Origin of the sequence: Diaphorobacter sp. MNS-0, assembly GCF_019602835.1 — a bacterium.
GTDB lineage: Bacteria > Pseudomonadota > Gammaproteobacteria > Burkholderiales > Burkholderiaceae_C > Diaphorobacter > Diaphorobacter nitroreducens.
The window spans coordinates 2,292,939-2,309,349 of record NZ_CP080761.1; the positions used below are offsets into that span (position 1 = coordinate 2,292,939).

Annotated in this window: 17 protein-coding genes and 1 tRNA gene; 7 read left to right on the forward strand and 11 right to left on the reverse strand. The window is 66.1% G+C overall.

Translation table 11 applies throughout. The features are described 5' to 3' along the window. Window positions 1-226 precede the first annotated feature (226 nt). Window positions 227-1,069, reverse strand: coding sequence for a type IV pili methyl-accepting chemotaxis transducer N-terminal domain-containing protein (locus tag K2L43_RS10895; RefSeq protein ID WP_220637543.1), 843 nt, complete (start codon window positions 1,067-1,069; stop codon window positions 227-229). A gap of 146 nt (window positions 1,070-1,215) precedes the next feature. Between K2L43_RS10895 and moaA the strand changes: the two genes are divergently transcribed. The 4 genes from moaA to K2L43_RS10915 all read left to right on the forward strand — a co-directional run bounded on the left by moaA (window position 1,216) and on the right by K2L43_RS10915 (window position 4,850). Then, a complete protein-coding gene (moaA, locus tag K2L43_RS10900) occupies window positions 1,216-2,352 on the forward strand; it encodes a GTP 3',8-cyclase MoaA (protein ID WP_220637544.1) in 1,137 nt (378 codons plus the stop codon). A gap of 59 nt (window positions 2,353-2,411) precedes the next feature. After that, on the forward strand, window positions 2,412-3,047 hold the full coding sequence (gene mobA / locus K2L43_RS10905; RefSeq protein WP_220637545.1) for a molybdenum cofactor guanylyltransferase MobA: 636 nt from the start codon (window positions 2,412-2,414) through the stop codon (window positions 3,045-3,047). A 26-nt stretch (window positions 3,048-3,073) separates the two neighbouring features. Then, window positions 3,074-4,432 carry a gephyrin-like molybdotransferase Glp gene (gene glp / locus K2L43_RS10910; protein ID WP_220637546.1) on the forward strand — a complete coding sequence of 453 codons (1,359 nt, stop codon included), beginning with the start codon at window positions 3,074-3,076 and terminating at the stop codon, window positions 4,430-4,432. An 82-nt stretch (window positions 4,433-4,514) separates the two neighbouring features. After that, window positions 4,515-4,850 (forward strand): thioredoxin family protein, encoded by a 336-nt coding sequence (locus K2L43_RS10915; protein WP_011805012.1) that lies wholly within the window; start codon window positions 4,515-4,517, stop codon window positions 4,848-4,850. Between the two features lie 26 nt (window positions 4,851-4,876). Here K2L43_RS10915 and rnhA read toward each other — a convergent pair whose 3' ends face one another. Further along, window positions 4,877-5,323 carry a ribonuclease HI gene (gene rnhA, locus K2L43_RS10920; protein ID WP_015913473.1) on the reverse strand — a complete coding sequence of 149 codons (447 nt, stop codon included), beginning with the start codon at window positions 5,321-5,323 and terminating at the stop codon, window positions 4,877-4,879. A gap of 36 nt (window positions 5,324-5,359) precedes the next feature. Next, a complete protein-coding gene (locus K2L43_RS10925) occupies window positions 5,360-6,139 on the reverse strand; it encodes a class I SAM-dependent methyltransferase (protein WP_011805010.1) in 780 nt (259 codons plus the stop codon). Here K2L43_RS10925 and gloB point away from each other — a divergent pair. Together gloB and K2L43_RS10935 are read left to right on the forward strand one after the other, a co-directional pair. Further along, a complete protein-coding gene (gene gloB / locus K2L43_RS10930; RefSeq protein WP_220637547.1) occupies window positions 6,138-6,917 on the forward strand; it encodes a hydroxyacylglutathione hydrolase in 780 nt (259 codons plus the stop codon). The genes K2L43_RS10925 and gloB overlap by 2 nt on opposite strands. Next, window positions 6,914-8,428 (forward strand): transglycosylase SLT domain-containing protein, encoded by a 1,515-nt coding sequence (locus K2L43_RS10935; RefSeq protein ID WP_172207045.1) that lies wholly within the window; start codon window positions 6,914-6,916, stop codon window positions 8,426-8,428. The genes gloB and K2L43_RS10935 overlap by 4 nt, the downstream gene beginning before the upstream one ends. 6 nt (window positions 8,429-8,434) lie before the next feature. Here K2L43_RS10935 and K2L43_RS10940 read toward each other — a convergent pair whose 3' ends face one another. The 6 genes from K2L43_RS10940 to tolB all read right to left on the reverse strand — a co-directional run bounded on the left by K2L43_RS10940 (window position 8,435) and on the right by tolB (window position 12,828). Then, a complete protein-coding gene (locus tag K2L43_RS10940; RefSeq protein ID WP_011805007.1) occupies window positions 8,435-8,587 on the reverse strand; it encodes a DUF3096 domain-containing protein in 153 nt (50 codons plus the stop codon). Window positions 8,588-9,235: 648 nt separating this feature from the next. After that, window positions 9,236-9,311 (reverse strand) — tRNA-Lys (locus K2L43_RS10945). 48 nt (window positions 9,312-9,359) lie between these two features. After that, a complete protein-coding gene (locus K2L43_RS10950) occupies window positions 9,360-10,142 on the reverse strand; it encodes a ThiF family adenylyltransferase (RefSeq protein WP_220637548.1) in 783 nt (260 codons plus the stop codon). Beyond that, the gene (gene ybgF, locus K2L43_RS10955) at window positions 10,139-10,924 is read right to left on the reverse strand and encodes a tol-pal system protein YbgF (RefSeq protein ID WP_011804995.1); all 786 of its coding nucleotides are present in this window, start codon (window positions 10,922-10,924) and stop codon (window positions 10,139-10,141) included. The genes K2L43_RS10950 and ybgF overlap by 4 nt, the downstream gene beginning before the upstream one ends. After that, a complete protein-coding gene (gene pal, locus K2L43_RS10960) occupies window positions 10,924-11,466 on the reverse strand; it encodes a peptidoglycan-associated lipoprotein Pal (RefSeq protein ID WP_220637549.1) in 543 nt (180 codons plus the stop codon). Before pal ends, ybgF begins: the two co-directional genes overlap by 1 nt. A 39-nt stretch (window positions 11,467-11,505) precedes the next feature. Beyond that, entirely contained in the window at window positions 11,506-12,828 is a 1,323-nt protein-coding gene (tolB, locus tag K2L43_RS10965) for a Tol-Pal system beta propeller repeat protein TolB (protein WP_088886568.1), read from the reverse strand. A gap of 121 nt (window positions 12,829-12,949) precedes the next feature. Between tolB and msbA the strand changes: the two genes are divergently transcribed. Beyond that, entirely contained in the window at window positions 12,950-14,734 is a 1,785-nt protein-coding gene (msbA, locus tag K2L43_RS10970; protein WP_220637550.1) for a lipid A export permease/ATP-binding protein MsbA, read from the forward strand. A gap of 124 nt (window positions 14,735-14,858) precedes the next feature. Here msbA and K2L43_RS10975 read toward each other — a convergent pair whose 3' ends face one another. Together K2L43_RS10975 and K2L43_RS10980 are read right to left on the reverse strand one after the other, a co-directional pair. Next, complete coding sequence (locus K2L43_RS10975) at window positions 14,859-15,545, reverse strand: ankyrin repeat domain-containing protein (protein ID WP_103738948.1); 687 nt, start codon at window positions 15,543-15,545, stop codon at window positions 14,859-14,861. Continuing rightward, a complete protein-coding gene (locus K2L43_RS10980; RefSeq protein WP_123675730.1) occupies window positions 15,542-16,351 on the reverse strand; it encodes a TatD family hydrolase in 810 nt (269 codons plus the stop codon). The genes K2L43_RS10975 and K2L43_RS10980 overlap by 4 nt, the downstream gene beginning before the upstream one ends. Window positions 16,352-16,411 lie beyond the last annotated feature (60 nt).

Below are 16,411 nucleotides of genomic sequence, written 5' to 3' on the forward strand. Positions count from 1 at the left end.
CCCCTGGTTAGCCAGCCCTGGTTAGTAGAGCGAGTGGAGAGTGGCGTGGCACATCCGCCGGGGACTCGCGGCTGGGCGGTCGAGCCAAGGCCGTGTCCCGCGCGCCACAGCTGCTGCCCAGCGGTGCAACCAGCCCAGCCACGTCGGCCTTCCCTCCCCTGGGAAAGGCGGTGCAGCCGCGCGCCGCGCCGATGAGACACGCAGTTGCTCTTGTGGCCGCAGGGGGTCAGCCCAGCACGTCCTGCAGGGCCACCTCGTACAGCGAAGTCAAGCTGTCCGTAACCTCCAGCAGGCGCTCGCTGGTGGTGGCCACGTTTTCCAGGCCGCGCGGGTCTGGCTGGCGCTTGAGGGCGGCCTCGAAAAACACCCACTGCGCCTGGCCCAGTTCCAGTGCCGAGCGGATGGCCGGGGTGGAGATGGGCGCCTTGTTCAACTGCGCGAGGGCACGCTGGAACTCATCGGCGTCGCCCGTCATCTGCTCGCGCACCGTGCGGCTGTCAAGGCCAGCGGCCAACAGCTCATAGTTCTTGGCCAGGCGCTGCGACAGCATGCGCTGGCGCCCGGCGGTATTGACCAGGCGTGCCGTGGGCGCCTGGGCCAGCCGCTCGAGGGCCTCGGTGGTGGTGTTGGCGGCAGCCAGCATCTGGTCGGCCTGGGCCGACACGGCCTGAAAGCCCTCCTTCGTCGGCGCCTGGGCCGTGAGCGCGTCCAGGCGGTCCGCGTTGCGGCGCACGTCCGCCAGCAGCCGCGCCACCTCGGGCGGCCAGCTCTGGCGGTCCATGTCCTCAAAGCCGGAATGCACCTGCCGGCGGGTGTGTTCCAGCGCATCGCGGGCGCGCGCGGCACCCACGTTCAGGTACAGCTGGCCGTAGACCTTGGCGGTGCGCTGGGACAGCGCCCGAAAGCGCGCCGTGCGGTTGATGGCCGTGGCCAGGGCCATGCGCGCCTGGGCCGACAGCGGCAGGGCCGGCACCAGCAACACGGTGGCCAGCGCGCGCACAGCGGTGCGGCGGCCGCGCCGGCAGGCGGCGACGGAGGAAGGGGTGGGGACTGGGCGTTGGTTCTGCATGCGCCGTATTCTCAAATCGCCCTCCCGCGCCCCCTATGACACTGGTCAAAGGCACCTCATGTCGCTGCCGTGACAGCAAATTGATCAACATCAATTTAGCGGGCAGCCGCCATACCCCTACGACGCCGATGGGGCACAATTTCGCCATGGCTGAACGTGTCATTCCCCTCGTGGACCAGCGCAGCAAGGTGCTGCAGCCCCCCGCGCTCCTGGCCGCGGCACCCGCTACCGGACTGCTGCAGGACACGCTCTCCCGTCCCTTGCGCGACCTGCGCATCAGCGTGACGGACCGCTGCAACTTCCGCTGCGGCTACTGCATGCCCAAGGAAGTGTTCGACAAGCACTACCGCTACCTGCCGCACAGCGACCTGCTGAGCTTTGAAGAGATCACGCGGCTGGCGCGCCTGTTCATGGCGCATGGCGTGCGCAAGATCCGCCTCACCGGCGGCGAGCCGCTGCTGCGCAAGGACCTGGAGAACCTGGTTGCCCAGTTGGCGGAACTGCGCACGCTGGAGGGCCGCGTGCCCGACCTCACGCTGACCACCAATGGATCGCTGCTGGCGCGCAAGGCGCGCGCCCTCAAGGCCGCGGGCCTGCGGCGCGTCACCGTGAGCCTGGACAGCCTGCAGGACGACGTGTTCCGCCGCATGAACGACGTGGACTTTCCGGTGGCCGACGTACTCGCCGGTATCGAGGCCGCGCAGGCGGTGGGCCTGGAGCACATCAAGGTCAACATGGTGGTCAAGCGCGGCACCAACGACCACGAGATCCCGGCGATGGCGCGCCACTTTCGCGGCACCGGCATCACGCTGCGCTTCATCGAATACATGGACGTGGGCGCCACCAACGGCTGGCGCATGGATGAGGTGCTGCCCTCCGCCGAGGTCATCGCGCAGCTGCAGGCCGAGCTGCCGCTGGTGCCGCTGGCCGCGCAGTCCACCGGCGAGACCGCCAAGCGTTGGGGCTACGCCGGCCCCGACGGTCGCCACGACCCGCGCTTGGGCGAAGTGGGCGTGATCAGCAGCGTCACGCAGGCCTTCTGCGGCGACTGCAACCGCGCGCGCCTGTCCATGGAGGGTCGGCTGTACCTGTGCCTGTTTGCCTCGCAAGGCTGGGACCTGCGCAGCCTGCTGCGCGGCAATGCCAGCGACGCGCAGATCAGCGCCGCCATCGCCCACATCTGGCAGGGGCGCGGCGACCGCTATTCCGAGCTGCGCGCCAGCCTGCCATCCGAGACGGGCAGCGGCCAGCGGCGCATCGAGATGAGCTACATCGGCGGCTGAGCCGCCGCCGCGCCGCGGGACCGGCCCCGGCGCGCCGTTCACCACCCTTCTTCTTTCCCATGATCGACACCCACGACATCACAGGCCTCATCCTCGCCGGCGGCCGCGGCTCCCGCATGGGCGGGGTGGACAAAGGCCTGCAGAACTTCCGCGGCTTGCCGCTGGCGCTGCACACGCTGATGCGGCTGCAGCCGCAGGTGGGCGACGTGATGATCAACGCCAACCGCAACCTGGCGGCCTATGAATCATTCGGAGTGCCCGTGTGGCCCGATGGCCTTGCCGACTACGCCGGCCCGCTGGCGGGCTTTCTCACAGGGCTGGAGCGCTGCGAGACCCCTTGGCTGCTCACCGTGCCCTGCGACACACCGCTGTTCCCGCCAGACCTTGCCGCACGCCTGGCCCAGGGCGCCATGCGCGAGGGCGCCGACATTGCCATGGCAGCGGCACCCGAGGCCGACGAGCGCGATGGCACCGTGCGCGTGCGCACCCAGCCGGTGTTTTGCCTGCTGCGCGTGACGCTGCTGGAGAGCCTGGTGCGCTTCACGCAGGGCGGCGGGCGCAAGATCGACCGCTGGACCGAACAGCACGCCTGCGCCGTGGTTCCGTTCGACCAGCCGGGCGACGACCCGCATGCTTTCTACAACGCCAACACCCTGGCCGAGCTGCACGCCCTGGAAGGCCTGGGCCTCCGCTGAGCTGCAACCCTCCTTGCCCGTACCGCATGAAAACCATTGACCAGATCGCCGCCGAGTTGCAGGGCTACGACCCGCAGGCGCTGCGCGCCGCCGATGTGAACACCTTCCTGGAGCGCCTGGTCGCGCCCGTCACCAGCACCGAAGAAGTCGGCATCTTCGACGCCCTGGGCCGCGTGCTGGCGCGGGACGTGGTCTCGCCCGTCAGCGTGCCGCCGCACGACAACTCGGCCATGGACGGCTACGCCTTCGACGGCGCCCAACTGCAGCCCGGCCAACCGCTGGTGCTGCGCCCGGTGGGCTCCACAGCCTTTGCCGGCGCCGCCTGGACCGGCACCGTGGCCGCTGGCGAGTGCGTGAAGATCATGACCGGCGCCATCATGCCGGCAGGGCTGGACACCGTGGTGCCGCAGGAGTTCACCACTGCCGAGCCCGACGGCCACATCCGCATTGCACCCGACGTGCTGCGCCGCGGCGACAACCGCCGCCTGCTGGGGGAAGACCTCATGCAAGGCCGCGTAGCGCTAGCAAAAGGAGAGCTGCTAGCGCCTGCTGCTATTGGCCTGGTGGCCAGTTTGGGCCTAAAAACGGTGACGGTGTACCGCCGGGTGCGCGTGGCCTATTTCTCCACGGGCGACGAGATCCTCAGCCTGGGCGAGCCACCGCGCGAGGGCGCGGTGTACGACAGCAACCGCTACACGGTCTTTGGCCTGCTGACACGTCTGGGCGTCCAGGTGATCGACCTGGGTGTGGTGCGCGACGAGCCCACACTGCTGGAAGCCGCCTTCCGCCGTGCCGCCGCCGAGGCCGACGCCATCATTACCAGCGGCGGGGTGAGCGTGGGCGAGGCCGACCACACGCGCACCATGATGAAGCAGCTGGGCGACGTGGCGTTCTGGCGCATCGCCATGCGCCCGGGCCGGCCGATGGCGGTGGGCCGCCTTCGGCCCGAATTACAAGCCAAATCCGGCCCTAACGCTGGTCCATCAAGCGTTAACAGCTATCAAGATGGAAGCATTCAGAGTGCAGACGGCAGCAGCGTGCTGTTCGGCCTGCCGGGCAATCCTGTGGCGGTGATGGTCACCTTCCTGGCTTTCGTCCGCCCCGCACTGCTGCGCATGATGGGCTGCACGCGCAGCGCACCGCCGCTGCTGCGCGCCGTCAGCACCGAGGCCATGCGCAAGAAACCCGGCCGCACCGAATACCAGCGCGGCCTGGTCACCACGGCAGCGGACGGCACGTTGCAGGTGCGCACCACGGGCAACCAGGGCTCAGGGGTGCTCAGTTCCATGGTGCAAGCCAACGGCCTCATCGTGCTGCACCACGGCCAGGGCAACGTGGCACCTGGCGACATGGTCGATGTGATGATGTTTGACGGCGTGATCTGACACGCCCGCGCAGCGGCGGCCGGCTTGGCCGCGTGCGCCGCAGCCCTACCCTGCCCCCATCGCCATCCTTGCAGGAGCCGCCATGCCGTTTGCCGCCACCCATCTCGCTCAGCCGCCTTCGCGTGAAACGGTGGACCAGTGGCTGGGCCCCACCGTGCTGGAGTTCGGTACGCCCTGGTGCGGCCACTGCCAGCGCGCCCAGCCGCTCATCGAGCAGGCCCTCGAAGACCGGGACGATGTGCGCCACGTCAAGGTGGAGGACGGCCCCGGCCAGCGCCTGGGCCGCAGTTTTGGCGTGAAACTCTGGCCCACGCTCGTGTTCCTGCGCGACGGGCGCGAAACGGCACGGCTGGTGCGCCCGCAGACGGCTCAGAGCATCCATGAAGCGGTGCAGGGCATCACCGCCACCACCGGCTGATCACCCGCAAGGCCCGGAACCCGGTCTCAGCGGCCCAGCGCCTGCTCCACACCCTTGTTGGCCAGCATGTCAGCGCGCTCGTTGCCGGGGTCGCCTGCATGGCCGCGCACCCAGTGCCATTCGATGCGGTGGCCCGCTTGATGGGCCAGCTCGTCCAGGCGCTGCCACAGCTCCACGTTCTTCACCGGCTGGCCGGCCGCCGTGCGCCAGCCCTTTTTCTTCCAGCCGTGGATCCACTCGGTGATGCCCTGGCGGACGTACTGGCTGTCCAGGTACAACGCCACCTGGCAGGGGCGCTTGAGCGCGCCCAGCGCCTGGATCACGGCCATCAGTTCCATGCGGTTGTTGGTCGTTCCCAGTTCGCCACCGAACAGCTCTTTCTCCAGCGTGCCTGAACGCAGCACTGCCCCCCAACCGCCGGGGCCCGGATTGCCCTTGCACGCACCGTCGGTATAGATCACCACCTGATTCAAAAATAGCTCCCAGAAATAAAAAAATGTCCCGTCGCCTCAGCCCGGGCCATGGCGCCGCGCTACCTGCACCTGCGCGGCAGCCGCCTGCGGCGCCTTGCGCCACGAAGGCTCCAGCAGGCGCATGCCCTGCACGCGCTTGACGGCGACGATCACATACGCGGCCCCGAAGATCGGCCACCAGCGCGCACCCAGCGCGTCCATCCAGCCGTAGCGCTGCAGCCAGCGGTCGCCGGCCACGGCGGGCCGGTAGCAGCCGAAGCTCATGGATTCCAGCTCAAAGCCAAGCAGGCGCAGCCAGTCGCGCAGGCGCCCGGGCGAAATGAACTCCCCCACGTCCGGCAGGAACAACCGCCCCCCTGCGCCACAGCGCTGGTAAAGGCGCGATCGCCGCTGCCGTAACCCCCACAGACTGAGCGGGTTGAGTCCACTGATGACCACCTTGCCCTCCGGCACCAGCACGCGGTGCACCTCGCGCAGCGCCGTGTGCGGGTCCACGCTCAGCTCCAGGGTGTGGGGCAGCGCCAGCAGGTCCAGGCTGGCCTCGGCAAACGGCAGCGCGACCGCATCCGCCAGCAGCGCCGGTGGCTCCTGCGCATCGCTACGCTCTAGCAGCAACTCCGGCGGCATCACGGCCAGCCAGCGGTGCGGCATGCGGTTGCTGCGCAATGCCTGCAGGCCCGGCATGCCCAGCTGCAGCGCGTGGTAGCCGAAGATGTCCGCCACCAGCTCGTCGTAACGCTCCTGCTCCCAGGCCAGCAGGTAGCGGCCAGGGGCAGTATCGAACCAGTGGTGCAAACCTATAATTTCGCCGGTCATGAAGAACTTGCTGCCATTGCCCGCCTTCGCCGACAACTACATCTGGATGATGTACGACGCGCAGCGTGCGGTCGTTGTGGATCCCGGCGATGCAGAACCCGTGTTGCAGGCGCTGCGCAGCATGGGGCTGCCATTGGAAGCGATTCTAGTCACGCACCACCATGGCGACCACGTGGGCGGGGTGAACGCCCTGCGCGAAGCCACGGGCGCAACCGTGTATGGCCCTGCCACGGAGCCCATGCCCGAGCCCCTCATCCGCCTGTCGGGCGGCGACACTCTTCAGGTGCTAGGCCTCACGTTTTCCGTGCTGGACGTGCCGGGGCATACGGCGGGGCATATCGCCTACTACTGTGCGGACATGGAAGGCGAGCCCCTGCTGTTGTGCGGGGACACGCTGTTCTCAGGTGGATGCGGCCGCTTGTTCGAAGGCACGCCCACGCAAATGCAGGCCTCGCTGGATACGCTGGCCGCATTGCCCGGCAACACCCGCGTATGCTGCGCCCATGAATACACGCTGTCCAACCTGAAGTTCGCCCGCGCGGTGGAACCCCATAACGTTGCGCTACTCCAGTACATCACCGAATGCGAGTCCCGGCGCCGCGCGGAGCAGCCCACACTGCCGTCGCGCATTGCCATCGAGCGCGACATCAACCCTTTTCTGCGCACGCGCGTTGCTACGGTAGCCCAAGCCGCCCACGGCTTCGACGCCCTCATAGACCCGCGCGAACCCGCAGCCGTACTGGCCGCGCTGCGCCAATGGAAAAACGAATTTCGATGAGACTTCTGCACATCCTGGGGCTGGCAAGCCTGCTGTGGTTGACCGGTTGCGCGACCACTGCCCCTACGGACAACGCCGCATCCACCACCGACCCCACTACTGCCAGCCATACGCCGCTGTATCCGTCGGGACCATTGCAGCCCATCACGGCGAGCGCCGCCAGCGGCCACACAGTGGCTGGCGTCAGTGCGCCAGCCGATCTGTGGGACCGCATCCGGCGCGGCTTTTCCATGCCCGACCTGGACACCGATCTGGTACGCGACCGGGAACAGTGGTATGCCACGCGCCCCGACTACATGCAGCGCATGACCGAGCGCTCCAGCAAGTACCTGTTCCATATCGTCGAAGAGCTAGAACGCCGGGGCATGCCCACAGAACTGGCGCTGCTGCCCTACATCGAGAGCGCCTTCAACCCTCAGGCAGTGTCCAGCGCCAAGGCCGCGGGCATGTGGCAGTTCATGCCGGCCACGGGAACCTATTTCGACTTGAAGCAGAACGCCTTCCGCGACGACCGGCGCGATGTGCTGGCGTCCACGCGCGCGGCACTGGACTACCTGCAGAAGCTCTACGGCATGTTCGGCGACTGGCATCTGGCCCTGGCCGCCTACAACTGGGGAGAAGGCAGCGTGGCCCGCGCGATCGCGCGCAACGAGAAACAGGGTCTGGGCACGCGCTACACCGAGTTGACGATGCCCGCCGAAACCCGCATGTACGTGCCCAAGCTGCAGGCCGTGAAGAACATCGTGGCCAATCCCGACAAGTTCAGCACCGAGCTGCCGCTGATCGAGAACCACCCGTACTTCCAGAGCGTGGAGATCACGCGCGACATGGACGTCACCCTGGTAGCCAGTCTCGCCGGCGTACGCATCGAGGATTTCCGCGCCCTGAACCCGTCGCTGCACAAGCCCGTGATCCTTGCGGCGGGCATGCCGCAGATCCTGCTGCCCTGGGACAACGCCCAGGTGTTCCGCAAGAACCTGGAGGCCTACACCGAAGGCCAATACGCCAGTTGGACGGTATGGACGGTGCCCAACACGATGAGCGTCTCCACCGCGGCGCAACGCACGGGCATGAGCGAAAACGATTTGCGTCAGGTGAATGGCATTCCACCACGCATGATGATCAAGGCCGGCTCGGCCCTCATGGTGCCCCGCGCGGCCACCATGCGCGCAGACGTCCCGGGTCATCTGGCCGACAACGGCCAAGTCAGCTTCACGCCCGAAATCGTGACGCGGCGCACCACGGTGCGCGCGGGCAAGCGCGACACCGTAGCCAGCATCGCACGGCGCTACAAGGTCAGCACCGCAGACGTTGCCGACTGGAACGACGTGAAGACCTCCAGCAAGTTCAAGCCCGGAGAACAGGTCGTGATGTACCTGCCCGTGCGGCTTGCCGCGACATCGCTGGCACGCACCAGCGCGAAACAACCCATCAGCCGGGCGACAGTCCGCTCGGCAAAGGCCGGTGCGCCCGCACGCAAGGGCGGCACACCGTCGAAACGCAAACGGTAAGCCCGGCTAGAAACGCAGCGTGTGCATACCCAACAGGCCGAGGATGCCCATCACGATCAGGTACAGCGCAACGATCACGTTGAGCAGTTTGGGCATGATCAGAATCAGGATGCCTGCGATGAGGGAAACCAGGGGGCCAATGCTGAGGTGAAGTGTCATGGGAACTTTGCCGGGATGCGGGAGGAAGGAAAGCACTCGCGCTGAGCGCGCCGCCTAGCCCACCACTTTAGCGGTGATCCCGGGGCGCAAGGCGCACTTGGCGCGCCCTGACCGACTGAACCAACGCCTGGGCACGCCGTAATCTGCCGCAGAGGGCCGGGGGCCTGCATTTTTGCCCCCTCTTGCGCCACACCGAGCTTTCCCAAAAAAGGTCCGATACGGCGCGAAGCTCTGCGTCACATCAGCAGTTGCCTTTTTTCGCCTGGCCGGGAGGGCACCCGTGCGGGTGGCTCTTGGGACCCGCTCCACGGCGGTCGTAATGGTCGTGATAGACCGCGCAACCGGAAAGCGTGAATGCAGCAACCACAATGGCAAGCATAGTCTTCATGGCTGAAAATGTGGATGGACGTCGAGGCATTTTAGAAGCGCCCCATTGTTCCCGGACTGATTGAAACTCGTACGGTGGAGTAATACGACGCTGTACCACTCATCGCTAGCACAGCGACAAAGGTAAGCAGTCAGGTCATGGGTGCCTTCTATGCTGATCACGGAGCTATTGGGGGGGCAAAACGTTGGCGCACCCCTACCCTCACAATTGGCCAAGCAAAAACAAAAAAGGCCCTGTATCGCTACAGAGCCTTTGAAACTTGGTAGGACGTACAAGATTCGAACTTGTGACCAACGGATTAAAAGTCCGCTGCTCTACCAACTGAGCTAACGTCCCAACCTTTGCCGCCTCTCGGTAGCAAAGCTAAAGATTATAGCGTGGTTTTCAGGTCTTCGACCTTTCTGCCAACTTGTCGAGAATCCATCCTGCTGCACACTGACCAAATGTGGCCGTGACGGCGACCGATGAGCCATAACCATGGCAATTCAGGGATCCGTCGCCTTCACCGACGCCGCAAGACGCGTGTGGCTTTGATACCGCTTCCTTGCTATAGACGCAGGTGACGCCGATTTTGCGGCCTTCTCGGGCCGCGCCGTGGTTCCTGCGCAAGCGATAGCGCAGCTGGGCCAGCAGCGGGTCGTGCGTGGTAAACGCCAGATCTTCTACCTCGACTTTATAGGCGTGACGCTTGCCCCCGGCAGCACCTACCGTGACGAAAGGCAGCCGTGTGGAGACGGCCCAAGCTGCCATTACGGCCTTGGCGTTTACCTGGTCGCATGCATCCACCAATGCATTTACCGAAGATGGCAACAGAGTGGGCCAGTTCTGTGCATCCACGAACTCTTCAACGCAGTCCACCCGACATGCCGGATTGATCAGGGCAATGCGCTCTGCCATGGCGCGTACCTTGGCTTGGCCTATGGTTGTGGTCAGAGCGTGAATTTGCCGATTGACGTTCGACTCGGCCACATGGTCCAGGTCAATCAGCGTGAGCGCTCTGACGCCGCTGCGCGCGAGTGCCTCTGCTGTCCAAGAACCCACGCCGCCAATTCCGACCACAGCAACATGCGCGCACCGAATGCGTGCGGCGCCCTCCTGCCCGAACAGGCGTTCCAGCCCTGCGAAGCGCCGCTCCAAGTCTGGCGTGTCGTGAACGGGTGTGATCACTTCAGGCGCGCCAGGCGTTCCTTCGCAGCGGCTGCTGCTTCCGACTGCGGATAAACGCGCAGCAAGTCTTCCAGGGTCTTGCGCGCAGCCCGCGTATCTTTCAATTCGATCTGGCAATTGGCAATCGAGAGGGCCGCCTCGGGAGCGCGCGCATGGTCTGGCGCCGCCGACAACAGAGCCTTGAAATTGTTAATGGCCTCTTTGTAATCACGCGTGGCGTACTGTGCGTTGCCCAGCCAAAAACGGGCAGACGGTACATAACCGGACTGTGGATACTGGCGCACGAAGCCGCTGAAAGCGTTGGACGCTTCACCGAACTTACCTGCACGGAAGAGCGCCAAAGCCGCCTCGAAATCACGCTTCTCTGCAGGATCAGCCCGGAATTCGCGCCCGTCCAGCGTCACCGTCGCGGGCTCAAACTGGCGCAACCGCTCATCGACACCCTGCGCCATGTCCTTCTGGCGGCGCTGCAACTCTGCGACATCGCGCAATAGCTGCTCGTTCTGACCACGCAGTGTCGCCTGTTCGGTGCGCAATGCCTCGATCTGCATCTGTAGGTCGAGCAGGCTGCGCCGCAGTTGCGAGACCTCATCACCGGACCGTTCACCCGCACGCTGGCTGGCCTGCGTCAATGCATCGACACGCTGGCGCATCTCAAGGATGGCGCGGCGCGCCTCGCTGTCCTCGAACAATGCATAGCTGGGGGTCGACCAGCAGGCAGCGGCGGCCAGCGCCGCCGCGCCCAGCGCCCGCGGGCGCAGGAGCAAGGACATGCGCGGCATCAACGGTACGACAGCTCAACGCGGCGGTTTTGCGAGTGCGCGTCTTCCGTGTGGCCCTGCACCGCCGGCTTTTCCTTGCCAAAGCTCACCGCCTCCACCTGCGCGTCCGGCACGCCCAGCAGCCCCAACGAGCGGCGCACGGCTTCCGCGCGCTTCTGGCCCAGCGCCAGGTTGTACTCGCGGCCACCGCGCTCATCGGTATGGCCCTCCAGCACGACCTTGCGGGCGGAAGACGCCTTCATGAAGCGAGCATGGGCCTCCAGCACGGACTGGAACTCAGGCTTGACGATGAAGCTGTCAAAGTCGAAGTAAATGACGCGCGCCACGCCAACGGGACCCGCGGCGTCGCGCCCCGACTGGGACAGGTCCACAGGAGCCACGCCGCTTTGGCCCGTGCTGCCCGAGTTGGCGCCCGGTGCGGTGGACGTAGCGCCGCGGTCTTCGACCGGCACATCGTCCAGCTTGACGCCGGAGCTGCAGCCTGCCATGAGGGCGACAATGGAGAGCGCCAGAGACACGCGCTTGAAGGGGAAACGGTTCATTAATAACTCCTGAAGAGCAGTTGTTCGAAAAACGGAAACTTATTTGTTCTGGAACGGGCCCCAGTCGGGCTCGCGAATATCTCCACCCTGCCCCGCCAGACGCGCTTTGATTTTGCCGTCCAGCGTGGTGGTCATCAGGGCTTCGCGACCCTGCTGCTGCGTGGCATAGACGATCAGGCGGCTATTGGGAGCAAAGCTGGGATTTTCATCGGCGGAGGTGTCGGTCACAGCCGTCACGCTGCCCGACTTCAAATCCATCACGTGCAGCTTATAGGCGCCGCCCACGCGGGAAATGTAGGCCAACCACTGACCATCGGGACTGATGCTGGGCGAAATGTTGTAGGACCCATTGAAGGTCACGCGCTCCGCGCCTCCCCCGCTGGCTGCCACGCGGTACACCTGGGGCGAGCCTCCACGGTCGCTGACGAAGTAGATGCTGCGGCCGTCGCTGGAGAACACGGGCTCCGTGTCGATGCCGCTGCTTTGCATCAGGCGGCGCGGCTCACCGCCGTTAGCGTCGATGGTGTAGAGCTGCGAGCCCCCGTCGCGGCTGAGGGTCACTGCCAGAGTACGGCCATCGGGCGACCAAGCAGGGGCACTGTTGGAGCCACGGAAATTGGCGATCAAACGGCGGCGGCCTGTGGCCACGTCATGCACGTACACCACCGGCTTGCGCGACTCGAACGATACGTAAGCCAGCTGGGTCCCGGTGGGCGCCCATGCGGGAGAAATGATCGGCTCAGGACTGGAAAGCGCTGACTGCGCGTTCTCGCCGTCCGCATCGGCCACCCAGAGGCTGTAGCGCGAGCCGGCTTTGGTCACATACGCAATGCGCGTGGAGAAGATACCGCGCTCGCCCGTGAGTTTTTCGTAGACGAAGTCGGCAATGCGGTGCGCCACCAGACGCAGGTCGGCCTGCGTGACCACGAAGCTCTGGCCGCCCAGGTCCTGCGCCTTGACCACGTCCCACAAGCGGAATCGCACGTCGAAACGGCCGTCGGCCAAGCGCGTGATGCTGCCGGAGGTGAGTGCGTCGGCCTTGCGCTGACGCCACAGGGACAGATCGGGACGGGATGATTCATCCAGCGCGACACCCGACGCGTCCACGCCCAAAAAACGCCCGCTGCGCTCCAGGTCAGCCTGGACGATGGCGGATATTTTCTGCGGCGACTGCGGTTCGCCACGGAACGGTGCAATCGCAATGGGCAGTTGCGTCAGGCCTACGCCCGTGATTTCCACACGGAACTGCGCAAGCGCTGAAAGGGAGGAACTGGCAGCCAAGGCTGCAACGGCGTGGCGCCGCGAAAGCTGCGGCAGAGCCGTGCGAAAGGAAGGGGTATTGGGGATGCGGTCAATAGTCATTGGAACCATCGAATAACCGTCAAATGCCGGCAAACAGAGCCTCGCATGTTACACATAGCGTAGCGTGCCATGTGACAAACTGTGCCGGTCTGCAATAGCCGAAACGTAGAATCCGCCCCTCATGCAAGATTCGAATCATAGCGCGCCAAAGACCACTTTGCAGCAAGCTCCGCAGTCTCTTTCGCTGTGGGAGCGGTTGCGCAGGCTCCATCCGTACTTCGGCTACCAGCGGCTGGCATGGACCATGGCGGTGTTGGCGACGATCGTCGCGGCCGCCACCGAGCCATTGATTCCCGCGCTTCTCAAACCATTGCTGGACCAGGGTTTTACAGAAGGATCGCTGGAGCTGTGGATGGTTCCCGTGGCCATCATCGGCGTCTTCCTGGTGCGTGGGCTGGCCCAGTTCACGGGACAGTATGCCCTCACGCGCATCGCCAACGAGGGCATGCTGCGCCTGCGCACGGCGCTGTTCGAGCGGCTGCTGGCAGCGGACATGGGGCTTTTCCATCGCCAGTCGGCCAGCGCACTGTCCAACACCGTGGTGTATGAGGTGCAGACCGGGTTCACCTCGCTGGTCCAGGCGCTGCTGGGCCTGTCGCGCGACGGTTTCACGCTGGTCGCCCTGCTGGGTTATCTCATCTACCTGAACTGGCAACTCACGCTGATCGTGGCCGTGCTGGTGCCGGGGGTGGCCTGGGTGATGAAGACGCTCTCGCGGCGCCTGTACAAGATCACTAAAAGCAGCCAGCAGGCCACCGACGATCTGGCCTATGTGGTCGAAGAGAACGTGCTGGCCCACCGTGTGGTACGCCTGCACGGCGCCCAGGCCGAGCAGGCCGCGCGCTTTGACACGCTGAGCCAGCGCCTGCGCCGCCTGGCCATCAAATCCACGATCGCTTCGGCCGCCATGACGCCCACCACGCAGCTGCTGTCCGCGGGCGCGCTGTCCACCGTGATCTGCATCGCCCTGTGGCAAAGCCATGGCAACGGTGCCAAGGACGTGACCGTGGGCGGTTTCGCCTCGTTCATCGCGGCGATGCTGATGTTGATAGCGCCCATCCGCCGCATGGCCGACATCGCCAACCCCATCACGCGCGGCGTGGCGGCGCTGGAACGAGGCCTGGCCCTGCTGCACGAGGCGCCGGCCGAGACAGGCGGCACGCACACCGCGCAGCGCGCCCAGGGGGCAATTGCCCTGCGCAACGTGACCGTGTCCTTCCGGCCCGACCAGGCGCCCGCACTGGACGCCGTGAACCTGGACATCCGCCCGGGCGAAGTGGTGGCGTTCGTCGGCCCCTCCGGTGCCGGCAAGACCACGCTGGTGAACTTGCTGCCGCGCTTTCTCAGCCCCAGCAGCGGCCAGGTGCTACTGGACGGCGTGGCGACCGACCAGTGGGCGTTGCCCAGCCTGCGCGCGCAATTTGCGATGGTGAGCCAGGACGTGGTGATGTTCAACGACAGCGTCGCCGCCAACGTGGCGCTGGGCGCTGCCGTGGACGAGCAACGTGTGCAGCACTGTCTGGACGCAGCGAACCTCGCCGAGTACGTGGCCAGCCTCCCGCAGGGTATGCACACCGTGGTGGGACACAACGCGACGCAGCTGTCGGGCGGACAGCGGCAGCGGCTGGCCATCGCGCGGGCGCTCTACCGCGACGCTCCGGTGCTCATCCTCGACGAGGCCACCTCGGCACTGGATACCGAATCCGAACGCCTGGTACAGCAGGCCCTGCAGCGTCTCATGCAAGGGCGCACCACGCTGGTGATTGCCCACCGCCTCTCCACCATCGAACACGCGGACCGCGTGGTGGTCATGGAGCAAGGGCGCATCGTCGAGCAGGGCCCCCACGCGGAGCTGTTGGCCCGGGGCGGCCTGTACGCGCGCCTGCGCGCACATGGCGGCGCGTGACGACTACCAAAAAACAATAGCTGCTTGCGCTTACCCTGTAAGCGATTCGGCACTCTTTTGGTCTACAACTGCCAGCTGACAAGCGCCAGCAGCTCCGTTATTCATAGCGTACGCGCCCAGGGGGCTACCATTTCCCGCGGTCCGGCTGGCGGCGGCGTACGGCCTCCGCCACCAGTTGCACCATGTCCTGCCGGTCGGCGCGCATGGCGAAATCCACGGCCGACAGGCCCAGTTGGTTCTTCAGCGATGGGTCGGCCCCCTCGCTGATCAGCAGGCGCGCCGCATCCGCCGTGCCGTAGCGCACGGCCATCATCAGCGGCGTGGTGCCGTTGGGCGATGCGGCGTCGATGTAGGCGTGATGCTCCAGCAACAGCGCCACCATGGCCGCGGCATCGGCCGTGGTGCTCGCGGCGGCATAGTGCAGCGGCGCCCAGCCGGTCTTGTTGACGTCCGCCTCGCGCGCGATCAGGCCGCGCGCAGCGGGCAGATTGCCGCGCAACGCGGCCATCATCAGCGCGCTTTCGTCCTTGGCATTGCGCTCCTCCACCTTCAGCCCCTTGGCGGCGATCAGCACCTCGGCCACCTGCCGCGCTTCCTCGCGCAGGGCCAGGATCAGCGCGGGCTGCCCCTTGGGATCGCGCGCGTTGGGGTCAAACCCGCGGCGCAGCAGCGAAGCCACCGTGGCGGCATCGTCGCGCGCGATGGCACGCAGGAAATCGTCGTACGCGCCGGCATGCGCCAGCCCCGCGGTGCCGGCGGCAACCGCGGCGAGCCACGCCAGGGCGCTGCGACGCTGCAACAGGCTCTTCATACGGCCTCCTTGCTCAAGAAAAGTTGCTCGAAGTTACGGCTGGTTGCCTCGGCCACCTGCTGGACGCTCAGCCCTTTCACCTGTGCCAGCTGCTGGGCGACATAGGGCACATAAGACGGGTTGTTGGTCTTGCCCCGGTAAGGCACCGGCGCCAGATACGGGCTGTCGGTCTCGATGAGCAGGCGGTCCATGGGCACAAAGGCAGCCACGTCGCGCAGGTCCTGCGCGTTCTTGAACGTGACGATGCCCGAGAACGAGATGTAGTAGCCCCGGTCCAGCGCAGCGCGGGCCACCTCGGCGGTTTCGGTGAAGCAGTGGAACACGCCGCCCGCACGGTTGCCCGCACCGTCCTCGCCCTCTTCGCGCAGGATGGCCAGGGTGTCCTGCGAAGCGCTGCGCGTGTGGATCACCAGCGGCTTGGCCGCCGCGCGCGCGGCGCGGATATGCGTGCGAAAGCGCTCGCGCTGCCACTCCAGGTCGGCGATGCTGCGGCCGCCCTTGCGGTCGTCCATGCCGTAGTAGTCCAGCCCCGTCTCCCCGATGGCCACCACGCGCGGCAGCGCTGCGCGCTCCAGCAGGTCCTGCACGGAGGGCTCGGCCACGCCTTCGTTGTCCGGGTGCACGCCGACCGTGGCCCAGAAGTTGTCATAGCCGGTCGCCAGCGCGTGCACGGCGGAGAACTCCTCCATCGTGGTGCAGATGCACAGCGCGCGGTCCACCTGCGCCTCGGCCATGGCCTGGCGGATCTGCGGCAACTGGCTGATGAGTTCGGGAAAGTTCAGGTGGCAGTGGGAATCGACAAACATGGTGGTCTCGAAAAACAAAAATGCCGACCGGCGGGCGCGGTCGGCATCCTGCGGGGCCCG

Coding starts and splice junctions, on each gene's coding strand:
- msbA (WP_220637550.1), top strand. CDS start 12,950: ATGCAAGATTCGAATCATAGCGCGCCAAAGACCACTTTGCAGCAAGCT.
- K2L43_RS10915 (WP_011805012.1), top strand. CDS start 4,515: ATGCCGTTTGCCGCCACCCATCTCGCTCAGCCGCCTTCGCGTGAAACG.
- glp (WP_220637546.1), top strand. CDS start 3,074: ATGAAAACCATTGACCAGATCGCCGCCGAGTTGCAGGGCTACGACCCG.
- K2L43_RS10975 (WP_103738948.1), bottom strand. CDS start 15,545: ATGAAGAGCCTGTTGCAGCGTCGCAGCGCCCTGGCGTGGCTCGCCGCG.
- K2L43_RS10980 (WP_123675730.1), bottom strand. CDS start 16,351: ATGTTTGTCGATTCCCACTGCCACCTGAACTTTCCCGAACTCATCAGC.
- ybgF (WP_011804995.1), bottom strand. CDS start 10,924: ATGCCGCGCATGTCCTTGCTCCTGCGCCCGCGGGCGCTGGGCGCGGCG.
- K2L43_RS10895 (WP_220637543.1), bottom strand. CDS start 1,069: ATGCAGAACCAACGCCCAGTCCCCACCCCTTCCTCCGTCGCCGCCTGC.
- K2L43_RS10935 (WP_172207045.1), top strand. CDS start 6,914: ATGAGACTTCTGCACATCCTGGGGCTGGCAAGCCTGCTGTGGTTGACC.
- K2L43_RS10925 (WP_011805010.1), bottom strand. CDS start 6,139: ATGACCGGCGAAATTATAGGTTTGCACCACTGGTTCGATACTGCCCCT.
- tolB (WP_088886568.1), bottom strand. CDS start 12,828: ATGACTATTGACCGCATCCCCAATACCCCTTCCTTTCGCACGGCTCTG.
- gloB (WP_220637547.1), top strand. CDS start 6,138: ATGAAGAACTTGCTGCCATTGCCCGCCTTCGCCGACAACTACATCTGG.
- K2L43_RS10940 (WP_011805007.1), bottom strand. CDS start 8,587: ATGACACTTCACCTCAGCATTGGCCCCCTGGTTTCCCTCATCGCAGGC.
- pal (WP_220637549.1), bottom strand. CDS start 11,466: ATGAACCGTTTCCCCTTCAAGCGCGTGTCTCTGGCGCTCTCCATTGTC.
- moaA (WP_220637544.1), top strand. CDS start 1,216: ATGGCTGAACGTGTCATTCCCCTCGTGGACCAGCGCAGCAAGGTGCTG.
- mobA (WP_220637545.1), top strand. CDS start 2,412: ATGATCGACACCCACGACATCACAGGCCTCATCCTCGCCGGCGGCCGC.